This window comes from uncultured Nostoc sp., assembly GCF_937863485.1.
GTDB lineage: Bacteria > Cyanobacteriota > Cyanobacteriia > Cyanobacteriales > Nostocaceae > Nostoc.
The window spans coordinates 1-18,977 of the sequence record NZ_CALMFY010000121.1 but is presented as its reverse complement, the minus strand read 5'-3'; the positions used below and the strand labels follow the sequence as shown (position 1 = coordinate 18,977).

Here is an 18,977-nt window from a genome sequence, read left to right as displayed (position 1 = left end):
CTTACCACTAGAAGGGTGCGGACGAGAACTTACCCTTTGCAGAATTTGGGTCTTGCTAGCTCAATTATTGCACTCATAAAAATTACCATTTTTTAGTTAAAGTCTGTTCTGAAATTTATAATCTAATAATTAATTATCCACTGGCAGATTCAACTAAAAAAATAAGTGACTGCTTTTTTTGGAATTAAAAAAGTTATAATATCTCAATGTTTTATCTTAAGCTATAGCAATCTTAAATGAGTTGTAAGAAAACTCACCCCCGGCTAACGCCGTCTCCCCGATGCTTTGGGGAGGCAGTGCGTTGGGCGGCAAGTCATTCCTGTTGGATCTGGCATGCGACTAGAGGGGGAAGGTTGTATTTATAAAGATATTTATATATTAAGATACAATTAATATTGTTTAACGTGTAAAAAATTAGACATATACCACGTTAACGAAATATTATAAATTTGTATAACCAAAACATAATCCGAAGAGTGCCAAAAATATAAATAATTGGAATAACTGCCTGGAATAATGTTTAACCGTTTGAAGATTGGAACCAAGATTGGAGTAAGTTTTGCCCTGAGTTTGGCAACTTTGACCACGATTGGTCTAATCTCCTATCAAAGCACCAATGACCTAATTGAAACTTCGGTCAATGAAAACCATACCTACCAGGTGCTAAGTCAACTCGAAGACCTGAACTTGCAACTAACCAATGCTGAGACTGGGCAACGTGGTTACGTAATTACTGGAAAACAGAGCTATTTGGAACCTTATAATACTGCCATTAATGTATTGGATCAAAAAGTCAACGAACTTCAGAGATTAACGGAAGATAACCCCAACCAACAGCGGCGACTGGATATTTTACAGCCACTAATCGTTAAGAAGCTAGCTGAACTTAAAGAAACCATTGACTTGCGCCAAAATCAAAGCTTTGAAGCTTCCCAGAAGGTTGTGCTGACAGACCAGGGTAAGCAACTGATGGGTGAAATCCGTAAAGTCATCTTGGCAATGGAAAATGAGGAGAATGTACTCTTGAAGCAGCGCTCTCAAAGGGCACAAGCAGCTTCTAAAAAAACACTCACTAGCATTGTCTATAGTATTCCTCTATTTTCTTTGATCTTGGCTTTGATCGGATTCATCCTGACCAGACATATCTCAGCACCACTGAAGCGAGTTTCGGAATCGGCAGAAAAGTTAGCGGATGGGAATTTATCGGTAAGTTTACCAGATAGCGATCGCCAGGATGAAATTGGCGTGTTGACGCGCACCTTCAACCAGATGATAGTTAATCTGCGAAACACAACTCGGAAAAATGACGAGCAAAATTGGCTAAAGTCTAATTTGGCTGAATTTACCCAGATGCTCCAAGGGCATCGAAATCTAGAAAGTGTGTCTCGCCTGATATTGTCGAATTTAGCACCAATGGTTGGGGCATCGCAGGGCGTTTTTTATTTTATGGACTCAATAGACGACGAGCCTATATTGAAGTTGTTGAGTAGTTATGCTTATAAAGAACGCAAAAATCTGGCAAATCAGTTTCGTTTGGGTGAGGGACTGGTAGGACAATCTGCCCTAGAAAAACAAAGAATCCTCCTAACGGAAGTTCCTAGTGACTATATCCGTATCAGTTCCGGCTTGGGAGAAGCTCCACCGCTAAATATTATTGTGTTGCCTATACTGTTTGAGACGCAGGTGAGTGCCGTAATTGAACTTGCCTCTTTTGGGCCTTTTAACGAGTTGCACCTGAGATTTCTAGAGCAATTGAGTGAAATCCTTGGTGTGTTTTTGAATAACATCGCCTCACAATTGCAAACTCAGCAACTACTTGAAGAGTCTGTTACTTTAACAGAGGAACTGCAAAGCCAGCAAGATGAACTACAGCAGAGCAATCAACGCCTGGAAGAGCAGGCGCATGAGTTGGAAGAATCACAATTTATTGTCAAGCAGTCTAACGAGGAATTACAACAACTAAATGAGGAGTTAGAAGAAAAGGCAGAATTGTTAGAAGTTCAAAATCGGGAAGTTGCCCGTAAGAACCAGGAAGTTGAGCGGGCGAGGCAGTCTTTGGAAGAAAAAGCTGAACAACTAGCGTTGTCTTCCAAATATAAGTCGGAATTTCTCGCAAATATGTCCCACGAGCTACGGACACCGCTAAATAGCCTGTTAATTTTAGCAAGGCTGCTAGCAGATAACTCTCTTAGCAACTTGACCGATAAACAGGTAGAGTACAGCCGGACTATTTACTCGGCTGGAACTGATTTGCTGGAGTTGATCAATGACATTCTAGATTTGGCAAAAATTGAGTCGGGTACTATGGTACTCGATATTGAGCAAATTGCTTTTGCAGATTTAGAGACATCTATAGAGCACACTTTTCGGCAAGTTGCCCACAATAAACAACTCAGTTTTACTATTGAACTGGATAAGAAGTTACCCCCGACAATTTCTAACGACTCCAAACGCCTGCAACAAGTGCTGAAAAATCTCCTGGCTAACGCCTTTAAATTTACTGAAAAGGGAGGCGTGAAGTTACAAATTAGTATGTCTTCTGAGGCAGCTCAATTTGATAATCCGATGATTGCTTTTGCAGTTAGTGATACGGGCATAGGCATTCCAGTCGAGAAGCAGAAGATTGTTTTCGAGGCCTTTCAGCAGGCAGATGGCACAACCAGCCGCAAGTACGGGGGAACTGGCTTGGGCTTGTCCATCAGCCGCGAACTGGCTCAACTTTTGGGGGGGAGAATTGAACTAGTCAGCCAACCAGGACAGGGAAGCACCTTCACTCTTTACTTGCCCAAGCGACAGGAAAATAATGATAAAAATCCTCTTACCACAGCACCCCCTGAGCCAACCACCTCTATCCGCACAGCATCGACGATAAAAGAAGTGCCAATGGTCGAAAATAGATCCACTGTGGACACTTCTCCATCCGCGAAAGTACTTACCACCTTTGCCAACGAAATCCCAGATGACCGGGAAATAATTCAACCGGGCGATCGCATTTTGTTGATTATTGAAGATGACGATAAATTTGCCCGCATCTTACTAGATATGGCCCGTGAGCAGGGCTTTAAAACCATTGTTGCTTTACAGAGCAAACAAGGGCTAGCACTAGCGCAACAATTTAAGCCCGATGCGATTATGCTAGATATCCATATGCCAGAGATGGATGGTTGGACGGTGCTGGATCGTCTGAAACATAACCCAGACACCAGACACATCCCAGTACATATACTTTCTGTTGATGAAAGACAACAACGGGGATTACAGCTAGGAGCGATTACCTATCTACAAAAACCCGTCTCTCCAGAAGCGCTAACTCAGGTATTGACCGAGATTAAAGGCTTTATTGAGCGTCAGGTGAAAAATCTCCTAATTGTAGAAGATGACCCCGTACAAGCCCAAAGTATTATCGAACTGATTGGTAATGGTGATGTCCAGAGTACAGCAGTAGGTACGGGGGCAGAAGCACTTTTGATTTTGCGATCGCATCACTTTGATTGTATGGTATTGGATCTCGGTCTGCCCGATATGAGCGGGTTTGCACTAATTGAGCAGATAAAGCTTGAACCCAGGCTTTTGAAACTGCCGATCATTATCTACACCGGCAAAGAACTCAGCCGACGAGAAGAAACCCAACTGCGGGGACTAGCAGAGACAATTATCATTAAAAATGTGCGATCGCCAGAGCGGTTGTTAGACGAAACGGCTCTGTTTTTGCATCGGGTGCAAGCAAATTTGCCCCCACCAAAGCGTCAAATGCTAGAGCAACTACATCAAACTGATCCGGTGCTAGCTAATCGGAAAATTTTGATTGTGGATGATGACCTGCGAAATATTTTTGCCCTCACCAGCTTTTTAGAAAGCTATCAAATGCAAGTGCTGTTTGCCGAAAATGGCAAAGATGGCATAGAGAAGCTGCAAGCTAATCCTGACATTAATATAGTTTTGATGGATATCATGATGCCGGAAATGGATGGTTACGAAACCACCCGCGCCATCCACCAGCAACAACAGTTTCGCTCACTACCAATAATTGCTTTAACTGCTAAAGCCATGCCAGGCGATCGCGAAAAGTGCATCGAAGCTGGAGCCTCTGACTACATCACCAAACCTGTAGATACTGAGCAACTGCTTTCACTACTCCGGGTTTGGCTCTATCGGTAAGGAGTCATCTTTTTTATTAGCCTTTTCCAAGAGAGCTTTTCCATACTCATCACATTCTAAAGAATCCTCAAAAACAGGAACTCCCATTTTTTCAAGATACCTTATGTATATTCCATTAAGTTGATCGTCTTCAACTAAAAATGTGACAATTTTCTTGTCATAAGATAAACAATATATTATCCCACTATTTAATTTAGCTGTACCCCAGATATAATAATTTTCTATCAAACCGAACTGCGTAAGATAATCATGAATAACCTCGTCAGTGATCCCAAGTCTAGTCTTAATTTTAACTTTTTTAGCTTTCATATTTTTAACTTCCTATGATAATGAGAAAAGCCTCGTAGGGGCAGGGGTAAAAAGAGTTTTTTGTAACCCAACTTGCCACCAGCCACCACCCAATCATCAATTCCTTTCTCAGTACCTGGCAGTTGCGCTACTTCACACTGACACCCTTGCATAAGTACATTAGCTTTCGTTTTCATCATTTTCCTGATTCGTGCAACGCCAGCCTTTCTATAACTTCTTCAGGAACATATAGGACTGCTATTTGATTTTTGAAAAAACTCAGTATATATCTATTCCCTATTTCCGATATTCTCATTCAACTTTTGCATAAACTCTTGATGTTCTGTGGCAGCTAAACCTGCTTGTAACACAGATAACACCATTGCCATTTCTCCTGACAGCAAGGCAGGTACCGCCAACCACAACCCCGGAAACACCTGACTGCGAATAATTCCCTGCTCATCAGTTGGTAGCGAGACATACTCATCTGCTTGCAGCCTAAACCAATCCAACTGATTATCTAATGTTCGCCAGACAATATACTCCTGTACTCCATTCCGTCGATAGGTGCGTTTTTTATCATGTAAATCAATGGCTGCACTGCTTGCTGCCACTTCTATCACCAGTTCGGGTGCGCCTTGGATATAATCATCCTCACTAATCAATGCCTGTCTGCCCGGAATGAATAGTACCGCATCAGGCTGTGGTTCATTATCCGGATCTAAACGCACTGTGGGTTCAATTCCCATAACAACGCCAGGCGTTGCAGTTTTATAGTTCCACAACCACCCAATCAGGTCTGCATGTGGTTCGCCATGACTTTTAATTCTCAGTGGCGATGCCATGATATACACAACTCCTTCAACCAGTTCAGCTTTTCTTAAATGCGGCATTGCCTGATAGCGACGCTCAAATTCGCAGCGAGATAAGCGATCGCCATTTTCCAAAGGTAAAACTGAAATCACTTTTTTAGGAGTTGTAACCATCCTTTTGTCCTCTTTAGCCAAATTGTCCAAACTGAATCAAAGTATTCTAATTTGGCAGTGCTGCATCCATTTTACTACTGCACATGGCGATCCATTTTTGTTGGATACCATCACAATGTACTAGAAGAGGCTAGCAAGAGTGTGACGATCAGTTACGGTGCAAGTTTTTCAGAGAAACTCATAACTGGGCTGAGTACGATCAGAACAAATGCAGTAGCTTACAGTATTTAGTTTTTAAGGTTCAGGTTCCTAAAGAAAGACAGTAATAACTAAAAGCCCACACTGCACCCGATCAAGATGACAGTGTGGGTAATTTATGCCTGTAACACGAATGACAGTCTTTTATCGGTTAGCGGAACATACTACTGACTGAAGTATCTTCATGAATCCGCCAGATAGTTTCTCCTAACAGATTAGCTACTGACAGCACCACTAGTTGTGGAAAACGATTGTTTTCTGCTATGGGAATCGTATTGGTGACAATGACTTCTTCAAATAAGCCACTGGACAACCGCTCCATCGCTGGTGGAGAGAACACTGCATGAGTTGCACAGGCGTATACTTGACGCGCTCCTTCTTCACGCAGTAATCGCGCTCCTTCAGCGATCGTCCCCCCAGTGTCGATCATGTCATCCACCAACACTGCCGTTTTACCTTTAACATCGCCGATGACATTTAACACTTCTGCAACATTATGTGCCTGACGACGTTTGTCAATAATCGCCAGTGGAGCATCATTCAGTTTTTTCGCAAATGCTCTGGCTCGTGCTACACCGCCAACATCGGGGGAAACAACCACAAGATCGGGCAGTTCTTTGCTTGTTAGATAATCCAGCAATACTGGCGAACCATAAACATGGTCAAAGGGGATATCGAAATAGCCTTGAATTTGAGCCGAGTGTAAATCCATTGCTAGAACGCGGTTGGCACCTGCTTCGGTAATCAAGTTAGCAACCAGCTTGGCAGTTATTGACTCTCGTCCTGCCGTTTTGCGATCAGCACGGGCATAGCCATAGTAGGGGATTACTGCCGTCACCTGTCGCGCAGAAGCTCGACGACAGGCGTCAACCATAATCATTAATTCCATCAAATTATCGTTTACGGGTTGACAAGATGGCTGGATTAAATAGACATCACAACCCCGAATTGATTCTTGGATTTGAACGTAAAGTTCTCCATCCGCAAATCTTTTGCGAATCATTGGCCCCAAGTCCATGCCCAGATAACGAGCGACTTCTTGAGACAGTTGTACATTGGCAGAGCCAGAAAACAGCCGCAGGCGATGATTATCAGTCAGTCCTGTTGCAGATGGTTGCATTTTGAAAGTTGCAGAACTGAGCACAGCAGAACCTCTATGTGCATTCATAGCAATATTATCATTAGAGATTTAGTAGATTTAATCAGGAAATCATCTAAAAAAACATCTGTGAGTTTTTTTAAAGCTTTCATACAAAATTTAAACATTTTTCCATACAATTATCATTTGCTAACTGTCTAATTTTCTTGGCAAGCAAACTATTGATAGCTTAACGGACATCAAGTCCGTCCACTAGGTCTATACTTCAAGTTTTTTAGGTTGAGGTAAATGACCCTAATGTCTCTAAAGATTGGTGTGATAGATTGCTTCTTCTAACTACCTCATTTATAACTGACAGTAAAGCATTTACAACTTAAGTAATATTGAACTTTGTTTTTAGACAGGAGAACACTTGCGACTAAGTGTTAAACAGGTATCTGATTATATTCTATGATACTAGCGGTAAATAAATAAACTAGCAGACTTAATTTTTAGTTTTAATTAACCCAATAAATTCCCGGATCACATTGGTATTTATACCAGTTTTTTATAAAATCCTTGCTAGATAAAGAGACTATTCTATGCAGGCTTACATAGAATTGGTATTAACATCTCACTTGCGTGGGTTCTGGCGCAGGGCTGACAGCAGTTCCAAGCGGTCAGAGAAGAAGAAAAGGGGCAGGGGAGAAGACCCCATACATAAATTACTGTAGACAGTTAAGAGAGTTGCATAAGACACTTGAAGTGTGACTTTGCGTATACTCCTAACTATTATGTAAGGTAAAATATCGCTGCATGTAACTGTGTCGCCTCTTGGACTTAATCTTTGTGGGTGACTTCCTCCTCAGTTGCTAATACACTCAATCAATCGATCATGCAACCACCGATTAAAGTTGGCACTGTTTTGCAAAACCGTTACCGCATAATTCAAATTCTCGGACAAGGAGGATTTGGTAGAACCTATCTGGCAGAAGACCAGAGGCGCTTTAACGAACTTTGCGCGATCAAGGAATTGATTTCAACAGCAACGGAGGCTTTGGCTTGGAAGAAGGCACAAGAGCTTTTTTACCGAGAAGCTGCCATTTTATATCAAATCGAACACCCACAAGTGCCTAAATTCCGGGAAAGATTTGAGCAAGACCAACGCTTATTTTTGGTGGAGGACTACGTTGCAGGTCAGACGTACCGAACTCTACTGGCTGAACGTCAAGCTGTGGGTAAAACTTTTACAGAGGCTGAAGTATTGCAGCTAATACAGTTGTTGTTGCCTGTTTTAGAGCATATTCACAGTCGAGGGATTATTCACCGAGATATCTCCCCAGAAAATATTATTTTGCGAGATAGTGACGCTAAACCTGTGTTAATTGACTTTGGGGTGGTAAAGGAACTGGCAGAGCGTTTACGATCGCCAAATAGCCCAATGCCAGAAACCACTGTGGGAAAATTAGGCTACTCTCCTAGTGAACAAATGCAAACAGGGGGAGCTTATCCTAGTAGTGACTTGTATGCATTAGCGGTGAGTGCGATTGTTTTGCTGACTGGTAAAGAACCAAGGGATCTATTTGACGAAAACCAACTAACTTGGAATTGGCAGCGGTGGGTAAGAGTGAATCCGCGATTTGCTCAGGTTTTGAATCGAATGTTGAATCATATACCGAGCGCTCGCTACCAAAGTGCTGCTAATGTATCCCAAGCACTGCAATCTCTGGCTCAACCCAGTGTCCCTACCCCTAATAATGTATCGAACTTGCAAACAATGGCTGTTGGTCGCCGGCCTAACTTAGTACCACCAGCAGCTTCGCCCAAGAAGAAACAACCCGCTCCTGTGATTCCACCAAGTAATACTAGCTCAATCTTGGATAATCCGTTAGCGATCGCCGCAATTGCCATTGCTGTAGTGATCGTTGCCGGATTTGGTTCTTGGGCGCTAGTCAGTTCTATTCGCAGTCAGTCAAAACCATCACCAAGTGAGACGCTTCCCCAAAATTTCCCTTCACCAGTTATTTCTGGTGGTACTACATTTACATCAACACCCACACCCACTAATGAGCAACCTATTATATCTAGTAGGCGGCTCAATCTGAAAGCATCTAACCCAACCACGGTTACAGATACTCTCAAAACAAATCAAATCATCCGGTACAGTTTTTTGGGAGAGCAAGGTGACAAGTTAAGTGCATTGATTGACCCAGGAAACAGCGTATTGCTAAAAGTTTTAAGTCCCAATGAACAACTAATTGATAATAATCCTCAGTCAGTAACAGCTTATGAAGGCACATTGCTGGTTACTGGTAGATATACTATTGAGTTAACACTGGTTTCAGGAGTTGCCGAAAGCAATTACAACTTGAATGTTTCATTAGAGAAATCAGTCAAAGCAACACCCACAGAAACACCAATTCCAATTCCCACAGAAACACCAATTCCAATTCCCACAGAAACACCAATTCCAATTCCTACAGAGACACCAATTCCAATTCCTACAGAAACACCGATTCCAACTCCACCCACTGGTGAAACGCCAACCTTACCGCCAGCTGATGGAACACAACCATTTTCTGGCCAAAGAAATTAATTAATGTTAAACACACTACTGATTACAGGAACTGATACCGAAGCTGGTAAAACTGTTTTAACAACAGCGTTAGCAGCCTATTGGCAAAAATATTACCCACAGCGTACCTGGGGAATTATGAAACCGATTCAATCGGGGATTGGCGATCGCGAGTGGTATCAAAAGCTATTTGCACTAGAACAATCTGCTGAAGAAATTACACCTTTGTACTTTCAAGCACCTTTAGCCCCTCCCATAGCAGCAGCACGGGAAAATCGCCGAGTAGATTTAGCACTTGTGTGGCAAGCTTTGTCTAAATTGCGATCGCATCGTGATTTTGTGCTTGTAGAAGCCTTGGGAGGGTTAGGTTCGCCAGTAACGGAGGAATTAACGGTAGCTGATTTAGCGGGGGAATGGCGTTTACCAACGGTATTGGTAGTGCCAGTTAGATTGGGTGCGATCGCTCAAGCAGTGGCGAACGTAGCATTAGCTAGACAATCACGCATCAATCTCAAAGGCATTGTTCTAAACTGCGTACAACCTCGAACGGATGCAGAAATAGCCGACTGGACACCACACCAATTGATTCAATCACTGACTAACACGCCAGTTTTAGGCTGCTTGCCCTATTTAGATAACCTGACTGATTTAGATAAACTTGCTCAAGTAGCATCAGATTTAGATTGGGAAACACTGACACTTTAAATAGGTCATTGGAGAAAAAGACTTGAGTAACTGATCGTAGTGAACGTTCAATCCCTGTTTACAACTGATGCAGTCAAGCCTTCCTGTCTGAGCAACTTATGGAGCATCTGCACCGAAGTTGATTTTGCCGTCAGCACAATTTGAACCGGATGATGCGCGGTTAGATGATATTGGAACTCCAGGCTATCGAGCAAACCAGAGAGCAACCGCTTGTCTGATTGATTGCTCATCAGGTTCGCTGTCAGAAGCCCAAGCGATAATCCCATCAGGACGTATCAGTACAGTGCTCAAGCCTAATTGTTCTTTCGCCCGCCCCGAAACATACTTCATTCGGTCGCCGTATTCACTCGCCAAAGTTTTAAGTGAAGCATTCATATCGAAATCAAGCAGTATCCCGTGGCCATCGTGCATTAGCTCGCCAATCCTTGTACCGTCTTTGAACTCAAAGTTGGGAACGCTGTGGCCTACTAAAGGGTGGTCGCCACCGAGATTGTAATGTGTGAAAACGCCCCACACCCTTCCTGCAATATAGGTGGCACCATCGCGCGTATTCATAAGGTCGCGGATAATTGCATTCAGCGCGCGGGCATGTGGGACTGGTCTCATGATTGCAACCTGGGCGCGTGACCAATCCAGAACCTGCGTACCAATTGGGTGTCGTTCAGTATGATAACTCTCCAACAAGCCTGACGGCGCAATATTATGGATGGTTGCGGCGAGCTTCCAGCCCAGGTTCATGGCATCGCCCAGTCCAAGGTTAAGCCCTTGGCCTCCCAACGGCGAATGAATGTGCGCGGCATCACCGGCTAAAAGTACACGTCCGTTGCGGTAGGTTGTAGCCTGCCGTGCTCGGTCAGTCCACGTGGTTGCGATATGCAGGGCGCTGATGGTAACGTCGGTGTTCGAGATGCGGCGTAGAACCTCCTGCACGTGTTCAAGCGTGATTGGCTTTTCTGCATTATGAAATGCCCCACTATCAAAATCCTGGATTATTAGGTAACCTGGCTGGGATTGGAAGTACATGCCTGTTGGTGTCACGTTTCGGCCCGGACTGAGCTTCTCCGGGTCGGCAATGTCAACCTGAGCAGAGTAGCCCGTAAATTCTGGCTCCGTACCGGCGAATTCAAAACCGCCCCCCTTGCGAACAACACTACGGCTTCCATCGCAACCCACGAGCCATTTACTTTGAAAAGATTGATCACCTGACTGGACAGTTACCCCGTCCGCGGTTTGATGAAAGTCAGTAATGGCAAGCCCGCGCTTGATTTCTACACCCAAGGCTTCTGCGCGGCGGGCCAGCACAGATTCAAGCTCCTCCATTTCAGACAACAAATTGGTGTCGGTCGAGCTTGGCAGGCGATACCTCCACTGTGAGGTGTCAATATTGCCGTCATGAAATGGAATGCCGGCGAAGTGCCCTCCCTGACGTTGGGGTTGTGGCCCTTGCACTTTGGTTGGGTTGCTATGGGGGTCTTTAAGGCGTTTTGGTACCTCAAGTTCTTTTAGCAACCCACGGCGGTAAAGTGCTTCAACAGAAGGCGCAGAAAGCCCCCGTATCCCGAAAGGAAGTTGCTTCAATGGCGAGTGCGGATTCTCCGCCTTTTCCAGTATTAGGACTGAACATTTGGTCAAGGCCAGTTCACAGGCTAGGAAAAGTCCTACTGGGCCAGCCCCAGAAATGATTACATCGTAAACCGATTGATTTTTATTGTTATTCATGAGTGTTTCCATTTGTACCACCTATTGGTCGGCAGAGATGACATGTGGTTCGGTTACGGCAACTCCAGTTGCCAGGATTTTCGCTTTTGTAGCAATTTGGGGACTTGTTGAGGTTAGCCCCTCTAAAGTCAAGTCCTCTGAGGTTAGCCATTGCTTGTGCCAGTTGCGTAAGTCCTGAAGAAGATTCTGATAATGATTCTTTGCCATTCCCTACGATAAACTAAGTTAGCTGTACTCAAACTAGCTTGTCTTCATAATGGTTTCTACCTTTCCCAATCCCTCTTCTGTTGACCTATCTCGCATCCGACTTTCAATCCGCTCATTGCAACCACAATTGATCGAGTGGCGGCGGCGATTGCATCAACAACCAGAGTTAGGTTTTAAAGAAAAACTGACCGCTGAGTTTGTATCACAAAAGTTACAAGAATGGGGAATTGAGCATCAAACTGGCATTGCTCACACTGGCATTGTTGCCACCATCAAGGGTAACAAATTAGGCACAGAGAAAGTTTTAGCGATTCGGGCAGATATGGATGCTTTGCCAATCCAAGAACTCAACGAAGTGCCGTATAAATCGCAGCATGATGGAGTGATGCACGCTTGTGGACATGATGGACATACAGCGATCGCTTTAGGTACAGCTTATTATCTCCAGCAGCATCGCCAAGATTTCTCCGGTACCGTGAAAATTATCTTTCAGCCAGCGGAAGAATCACCAGGAGGCGCAAAGCCGATGATTGAAGCTGGAGTCCTGAAAAATCCTGATGTTGAGGCAATTATTGGTTTGCACTTATGGAATAATTTGCCCTTGGGAACAGTGGGTGTGCGGGCTGGGGCGTTGATGGCAGCTGTGGAGTGCTTTAACTGCACAATTTTGGGCAAAGGTGGACACGGCGCACTACCCCATCAAACTGTTGACTCTGTTGTAGTTGCTGCTCAAATTGTGAATGCTTTGCAAACCATTGTCGCTCGGAATGTGAATCCCATTGATTCGGCTGTGGTGACAGTAGGCGAACTTCATGCTGGAACCAAGCGGAATGTGATTGCTGATACAGCGAGAATGAGTGCCACTGTCAGGTATTTTAATCCTAGTTTGAAAGGCTTTTTCAACCAGCGTGTCGAGCAGATTATTGCTGGAATTTGTCAAAGTCATGCTGCGAGTTATGACTTAGAATACTGGTCACTTTATCCACCAGTAATTAATGATATTAAGATGGCAGAATTGGTGCGAACTGTAGCAGAAGAAGTGGTAGAAACCCCAATGGGTATTGTGCCAGAATGTCAAACTATGGCTGCTGAAGATATGTCATTCTTCTTGCAAGAGGTTCCTGGTTGCTATTTCTTCTTAGGTTCTGCTAACCCTGAGAAAGACTTGGCCTATCCTCATCATCATCCCCGGTTTGATTTTGATGAAACAGCGTTGGGAATGGGTGTAGAAATATTTGTCAGATGCGTGGAGAACTTTTTAAATTAATTGAATGGGTGTAAACTAGCTGTTTTTAATAACTACAATTTTTGAGTCTGGCTTAGGCTCAAAGATTTAGCTGATCAAACTGGGCAAACAATCTATTAAATTAAGCATAGATTGTTATCAAATTATTTAGTTCAGCAACTAAAACATCCGGCTATTCCCATCTTTCTCGCCTAGTACAACACGGCATAAATAGAGCAACCATTTAAAAACCCTAAAAAGCCCATTCCGTAATACTTTTGACTTTTGACTTTTGAATGAGTGACTTCCGCCTTGCGGTACTAGTTGTTTGACGCACGGCGCATCTGCACCGCGCCATCGCTTGTGACAGTTGCGTAAGTCCTGACTACGCTTACTTTGTTACTCCTGAGTTGATATTTCTTGCTGCGATAAATTTGCTAACTCTGATGCTAAGGTTTCTTCCAATAAGTCTACAATTGCGTGTGCATCAGTAGGGGACTTCATTATTTCAGCCTCCGGGTCAGAGCGATTTTTGACATTGGGAATATCTTGGCGTAATTCCTCAATCAAAGCGATGAGTTTAGCAATTTTCTGCTCAGAGAGCAGGTTGAGTTGAAGGCTAAGTTGCGCCCGTTGCTCTGCTAACTTTTCTTGTCGCTCCTGTTTAATCAATACCCCTGTTGTCACCAACAATGAACCCGCAGTCAGTGAAAATTGTAACCAAGGAAATGGAACTTCCTCAAATCTAGGTACACCTAAACGTCGTGGTAAGGCATTGGGTGTTACCCAGAGAATAATCCCAAGCACAATGCTATACAGGAATATAGGACGACCAAAAAAGATGGTTATCGTTTCTACAAAGCGCTGGTGTTGTGGGACATTTTTTTCAGAACGTCTGTGCAATGCGATGATAGTCTCGATGTTTTGACTAATAGATTCTGGTAATGGAGCAGTGGGCAGAATTTTTTGGGCTGCTTGCGGTGAATCACTTAGATTTGGTTGATTGTTGGTTTGCATTGGTAGTCTAGCGTTATGAATGATTCCTTCAACTGACTAACTTCAATTTTGACTGGAAAGCGATACTTGAAGGAAGAAAAAATGCATGAAAGTACCCACAGATAGATTTTGGTAGATTACTATTGCTACTGAATCAAACAAGGTTTTTGGAGTTTATTTATGGTCTTCTGGCTACTGCTGAACTAACTTTTGGAGTCGCAAAAGCAACAAATGCGACTTGAAAACTAACTATTGGAGTCGCAAAAGCAACAAATGTGACTCCAAAACTAACTATTGGAGTCGCAAAAGCAACAAATGTGACTCCAAAACTAACTTTTGCGTAGACGTGGCGTACTACCTATTTTGTGGTTGAGTCGAAGATGAGAGCAATTCTCCTGTAGATGTCAGGACTTACGCAAAATCATGATAAAACGAACCGCAAAGGACGCATAGACACGAAGTGGCTTCCCGCAGGGTAGGACACAAAGGAATAAGAGTTTCAGAGAGTTCTTGCGTAAGTCCTGGATGTAATACACCTTTTTCTCCAAAATGTGCTGTGGCTTGTACCCTGACATCTAATAGTGAAGCTGTTATGCTTCAAAAAATACAAGATGACGCGATCGCAGAAGTTGTGTTATAAAAACGGGCAACCTCTGAGGATTTCTGTATTTTTGCCTGATCGCTGACGTATACTCGAATTTTTTATTAAATACGTAATTACTACACTAATGGAATCAAATGCTACTGCAAGCAATCAACCTTTAGCGTTTAATTATTCAGTAATCTTTAAAAAATCGAAAAAAATTATGTTAAGTATCCCTATTAACCTAAATTTACCTCGTACACCCCGTTTAATAACTTCCTTACCTGGGCCTCGTGCTCAAGCAATTGTACAACGCGATCGCGCTGTAACTTCTCCTTCTTATACCCGCGATTACCCGTTAGTTGTATCTCGCGGCCAGGGCTGTATGGTAGAAGATGTAGATGGCAATGTATTTCTGGATATGACCGCAGGTATTGCTGTTACCGCCACCGGACACGCCCACCCGGAAGTTGTCAAAGCAATTCAAGAACAGTCGGAGCGTCTACTGCACATGTCAGGGACGGATTTTTATTATGAGCCGATGGTGGAACTAGCGGAACAACTAGCGATTCGTGCCCCTTTTCCCAATCCACAGAATAACGCTAAGTTCCCTGCAAAAGTATTTTTCACCAATTCCGGGGCAGAATCCAACGAAGGAGCCATCAAACTAGCTCGATATTACACCAAGCGATCGCTAATCGTAGCCTTCTTAGGTGCATTTCACGGACGCACCTATGGGGCAATGTCTCTGACTGGTTCCAAAGCAGTGCAGCGAGCTAATTTTGGGCCTTTAGTTCCTGGTGTTACTCATATCCCCTACGGCACTCACGCGAGCTTAGATTACCTGGAAAAACAGCTATTCACGACAATTTTACCAGCGCAAGAAGTAGCGGCGATCGTAGTCGAAGCGATTCAAGGGGAAGGTGGGTATATCGTACCAGAGGATGGTTTCTTGCAACGGATTCGGGATATTTGCGATCGCCACGGTATTCTGATGGTAGTGGATGAAGTGCAAGCGGGGATGGGGCGAACTGGTCGCTTATTTGCGATCGAGCATTGGGGAGTGATGCCTGATATCATTACTACTGCCAAAGGCATCGCCAGTGGTCTGCCATTAGGAGCGATACTTGCTAGACCTGAGTTAATGACTTGGCCTGCCGGTTCTCACGCTACCACATTTGGCGGTAATCCAGTAGCTTGTGCTGCTGGTATTGCCACACTGCGACTGCTGGAAAGTGGTTTGATGAGCAACGCTACCCAGATGGGAGAATTATTACAAGCGAGTCTGACCCATTTGCATCAAAAATTTCCCAGAGTATCGCCGCCACGAGGTAAAGGTTTGATGGTTGCAGTGGATTTATTGGATCAACAGGGTAATCTTGATCATAAATTGCGCGATCGCATTATCCAAGAAGCTTTTTTACGGGGTTTATTGTTACTAGGTTGCGGTAAAGCTGCAATTCGTTTTTGTCCACCTTTGGTTATCGACAGCGACCAAATTCAGATAGCCCTTCAGATTATCAGCGAGGTGTTACAGGATTTTTCATTTATTTGAATCACATTTGTTGTAGAGGCGCAAGGTCTTCATTGGCGTCAACTTAAGCCCAAACCCTTTTAAAATCCTCGTTAAGAGCCTCTGGCTGGAAATGCAAATCAATTGCGGCTCTGCCGCAAGTCTTGAGGCGGAGCCTCACGTTAGGCATTCCCAGTCAGAGACTGGGAACAAGACAACCTCTAAAACCTTGTTCTAGACTGGCTTTTGCCTTAAGTTGACACGTATGCAAGGTCTTGCGCCCCTACAGCATGGTCTATTTATCTGAAAATAGCTGTAAATTTTTAGGGGATGAGGAGCAGAGTACAGGGTACAGCGAGGAAGGAAATAACCAATGCCCAATATCTAATACTTTATGAAACCCGAAATTGCCTTTCATTTGTGGAAATTACTTTGGCAAGAATACAGCGCCAGGGTAAATCATGCCCGTACCTACGAGCAAATGATTACTGCTGCGCGTGGAACTGTCGCCAACGACCACATCGCCTTTCGGTCTTTGCGTTTATTAGCAGATAGTCCACAGGGTCAAGTTAACTTGGGAATTGACTACCTCGGGCAACTTGCAGAAGCTTTAGGTTATGTGGCGGCTGGAGAGTATAATTTTGCTCAAACTCATCTGTATGCCCGTCATTATCGTCATCCACAGCAAGAGGAATTTAACTTACCCAAGCTGTTTATCAGCGAGTTGATTGTCGATGAATTGCCTGCTAATATTGCCCAACTCATCTCTAAAACAGTATCTTCAATCCAATACGAACTGACCTCACCCCTTACTCTTCTACAAAAAGACGGGAACATTGAAACTATTGCCAAACAACTCCAGCAAGTCTTCACCCGCCCTTGGCTACCTCCCCTGCGTTCTGTTATCGAAGAGGTGAATCAGGTTACTCAGTATGGGGCTTGGGTATTGTTGCACGGATATGGTGTCAACCATTTCACAGGCTACGTCAACGGCCAGAATACTCCAGAATATCCAGACATTGATACTACCGCCAGTGCTTTGGCTAACCTGGGTGTACCAATGAAAGCAGAGATAGAGGGAAATGTTGCTTGTGGTTTGCGGCAAACTGCAACTCAAGCAGTAACGGAAATGGTCACAGTGTTAGATGATAACAGTGGCGCAGAAATTCAGATCCCTTGGACTTACGCTTATTATGAAATTGCCCAGCGCTATATAGTAGAAGTGGAATCTGGAGGGCAGTTACTTTTCGATGCTTTTTTAGGAAGTAGTGCCCAGCAATTATTTGAAATGACTCGTCTATTTAAATAGCCCAGAGTTGTTAGTGAAGAAATAAGCTTCAAGGTTCTGAACTCGGAGTTTCGTGTTTTGAACTCGGAGTTTGGTGTTCTGAACTCGGAGTTTTGTGTTCAAAGCTCGGAGTTTCGTGTTCTGAACTCGGAGTTTTGTGTTCAAAGCTCGGAGTTTCGTGTTCAAAGCTCGGAGTTTTGTGTTCAAAGCTCAGAGTTTCGTGTTCAAAGCTTGGAGTTTCGTGTTCCAAGCTCGAAGTTTCGTGTTTTGGACAAACTACGCTTGCAACACAAAATCAGATGCCGTGAGAGTTGGCGCACCAGTTAGAGTTGCAAATAGACCACCACTGCCAAAACCAGTCGCGCTGCCATTTTGGTTGTAGAACAACTGCCCACTCACAGGATCGTACACAATTTTCGCCGTCCTAGTCCCCGCTGAAGAAGTGATTTGAAAATCACTCTTGTTACTAAAACCAGTTCCGGCAGCTGAAGTAATTGCATTAAAGGTAGTTTTATCTAAGATAATCTTGTCACCTTCAGAACTGTTGAAGTCACTAATGGCATCTACACCAACAGCAGTCAGGGCAAAGGCTGCATCGGTGTTGTAAAGGAATCTGTCAGCACCCGCACCGCCAATGAGAACATCATTGCCTACACCACCCACAAGAGTATCATTATCTTCTCCACTGATGAGAATATCATCGCCTGACCCGCCCCGCAACAGGTCATTGCCACTGTTGCCATTAATAATGTCATTACCCCCTTGACCATTAATCACATCATTGGAGTTGTTAAAACCGGCGATATTATTGTTTAAGTCATTCAAGAAGGTGACAGTGTTTTTATTGAAAATGTTAGCTTGAGTAGAGTTGGCAGTAATCACATCGAAGCTGTCGGTGATGCTGCTTTGCCCATCAAACTCTATATTGCCGAGTGCAGGTCTTGAAGAACTTGCTGGCAGGTTATCCAGGTTTGGTAATTTGAAGTTTTGCAGAGTTACTTTGGTGGATGCCACATTTTCAAAAGTGACTTCCAAGTTGTTGCCATTTTCAGTTAGTTGTAAATTTTGAGCAGTTAGTCCCGAACCGATAAATTGCAGTGTATCAACATTGGCAATTACTGCTGCTGATGGGTTTGAGCCTTTACCTCCTACGCCACTAAAATCGGTGATGATATCATTACCATCGCCAGAGCGAATAATAAACTTATCTTGACCACCGTTGCCCGTGAGGATATCATTACCAGCTTTGCCGTCGATGATGTTGTTGCCAATTGTGCCGAAAAGAGTATCTGTACCAGCAGTTCCCGTTAGGATAGGGCTGGTGCCACTGCCGATATTTTTTCCACCAAACAGCACGTAGCTTTGCCCTGAACTGTTGCCGTTGGGGGAGGCAAAAGGTGCCCCAATAATCAGGTCGTCGATGCCGTCGCCGTTAATATCTCCTGCACTGCTGACAGA

General features: G+C 43.9%; 13 protein-coding genes and 1 pseudogene. 6 read left to right on the top strand and 8 right to left on the bottom strand.

Annotated features, from left to right (window positions below):
* Positions 1 to 516: 516 nt before the first annotated feature.
* Entirely contained in the window at positions 517 to 4,158 is a 3,642-nt protein-coding gene (locus tag Q0541_RS16480) for a response regulator (protein WP_298912006.1), read from the top strand.
* Here Q0541_RS16480 and Q0541_RS16475 read toward each other — a convergent pair.
* The 4 genes from Q0541_RS16475 to Q0541_RS16460 all read right to left on the bottom strand — a co-directional run bounded on the left by Q0541_RS16475 (position 4,132) and on the right by Q0541_RS16460 (position 6,798).
* The gene (locus Q0541_RS16475; RefSeq protein ID WP_298912003.1) at positions 4,132 to 4,467 is read right to left on the bottom strand and encodes a hypothetical protein; all 336 of its coding nucleotides are present in this window, start codon (positions 4,465 to 4,467) and stop codon (positions 4,132 to 4,134) included. The genes Q0541_RS16480 and Q0541_RS16475 overlap by 27 nt on opposite strands.
* Entirely contained in the window at positions 4,464 to 4,646 is a 183-nt protein-coding gene (locus Q0541_RS16470) for a DUF3854 domain-containing protein (protein ID WP_298912000.1), read from the bottom strand. The genes Q0541_RS16475 and Q0541_RS16470 overlap by 4 nt, the downstream gene beginning before the upstream one ends.
* A 90-nt stretch (positions 4,647 to 4,736) precedes the next feature.
* A complete protein-coding gene (locus tag Q0541_RS16465) occupies positions 4,737 to 5,432 on the bottom strand; it encodes a Uma2 family endonuclease (RefSeq protein WP_298911997.1) in 696 nt (231 codons plus the stop codon).
* A 349-nt stretch (positions 5,433 to 5,781) separates the two neighbouring features.
* The gene (locus Q0541_RS16460; RefSeq protein WP_298911995.1) at positions 5,782 to 6,798 is read right to left on the bottom strand and encodes a ribose-phosphate pyrophosphokinase; all 1,017 of its coding nucleotides are present in this window, start codon (positions 6,796 to 6,798) and stop codon (positions 5,782 to 5,784) included.
* An 805-nt stretch (positions 6,799 to 7,603) separates the two neighbouring features.
* Here Q0541_RS16460 and Q0541_RS16455 point away from each other — a divergent pair.
* Positions 7,604 to 9,304, top strand: coding sequence for a serine/threonine-protein kinase (locus Q0541_RS16455; RefSeq protein WP_298911992.1), 1,701 nt, complete (start codon positions 7,604 to 7,606; stop codon positions 9,302 to 9,304).
* Between the two features lie 3 nt (positions 9,305 to 9,307).
* A complete protein-coding gene (gene bioD / locus Q0541_RS16450) occupies positions 9,308 to 9,988 on the top strand; it encodes a dethiobiotin synthase (protein WP_298911989.1) in 681 nt (226 codons plus the stop codon).
* A gap of 183 nt (positions 9,989 to 10,171) precedes the next feature.
* Here the strand turns inward: bioD and Q0541_RS16445 are convergent, their stop codons facing one another.
* Entirely contained in the window at positions 10,172 to 11,707 is a 1,536-nt protein-coding gene (locus Q0541_RS16445; protein ID WP_298911985.1) for an FAD-dependent monooxygenase, read from the bottom strand.
* Positions 11,708 to 11,728: 21 nt separating this feature from the next.
* A complete protein-coding gene (locus Q0541_RS16440; protein WP_298911982.1) occupies positions 11,729 to 11,914 on the bottom strand; it encodes a hypothetical protein in 186 nt (61 codons plus the stop codon).
* Between the two features lie 49 nt (positions 11,915 to 11,963).
* Between Q0541_RS16440 and Q0541_RS16435 the strand changes: the two genes are divergently transcribed.
* Positions 11,964 to 13,181, top strand: coding sequence for a M20 family metallopeptidase (locus Q0541_RS16435; RefSeq protein ID WP_298911977.1), 1,218 nt, complete (start codon positions 11,964 to 11,966; stop codon positions 13,179 to 13,181).
* A 357-nt stretch (positions 13,182 to 13,538) separates the two neighbouring features.
* Here the strand turns inward: Q0541_RS16435 and Q0541_RS16430 are convergent, their stop codons facing one another.
* On the bottom strand, positions 13,539 to 14,156 hold the full coding sequence (locus Q0541_RS16430) for a DUF1003 domain-containing protein (RefSeq protein ID WP_298911974.1): 618 nt from the start codon (positions 14,154 to 14,156) through the stop codon (positions 13,539 to 13,541).
* Between the two features lie 785 nt (positions 14,157 to 14,941).
* On the opposite strand from Q0541_RS16430, the gene Q0541_RS16425 reads away from it, so the two are divergent.
* Both Q0541_RS16425 and Q0541_RS16420 read left to right on the top strand, forming a co-directional pair.
* Positions 14,942 to 16,273, top strand: coding sequence for an acetyl ornithine aminotransferase family protein (locus tag Q0541_RS16425; RefSeq protein ID WP_298911971.1), 1,332 nt, complete (start codon positions 14,942 to 14,944; stop codon positions 16,271 to 16,273).
* A 352-nt stretch (positions 16,274 to 16,625) separates the two neighbouring features.
* The gene (locus Q0541_RS16420) at positions 16,626 to 17,540 is read left to right on the top strand and encodes a DUF1338 domain-containing protein (RefSeq protein WP_298911968.1); all 915 of its coding nucleotides are present in this window, start codon (positions 16,626 to 16,628) and stop codon (positions 17,538 to 17,540) included.
* A 255-nt stretch (positions 17,541 to 17,795) separates the two neighbouring features.
* On the opposite strand, the pseudogene Q0541_RS16415 reads toward Q0541_RS16420, so the two are convergent.
* Positions 17,796 to 18,977: pseudogene (locus tag Q0541_RS16415) on the bottom strand (hypothetical protein); the annotation flags it as partial.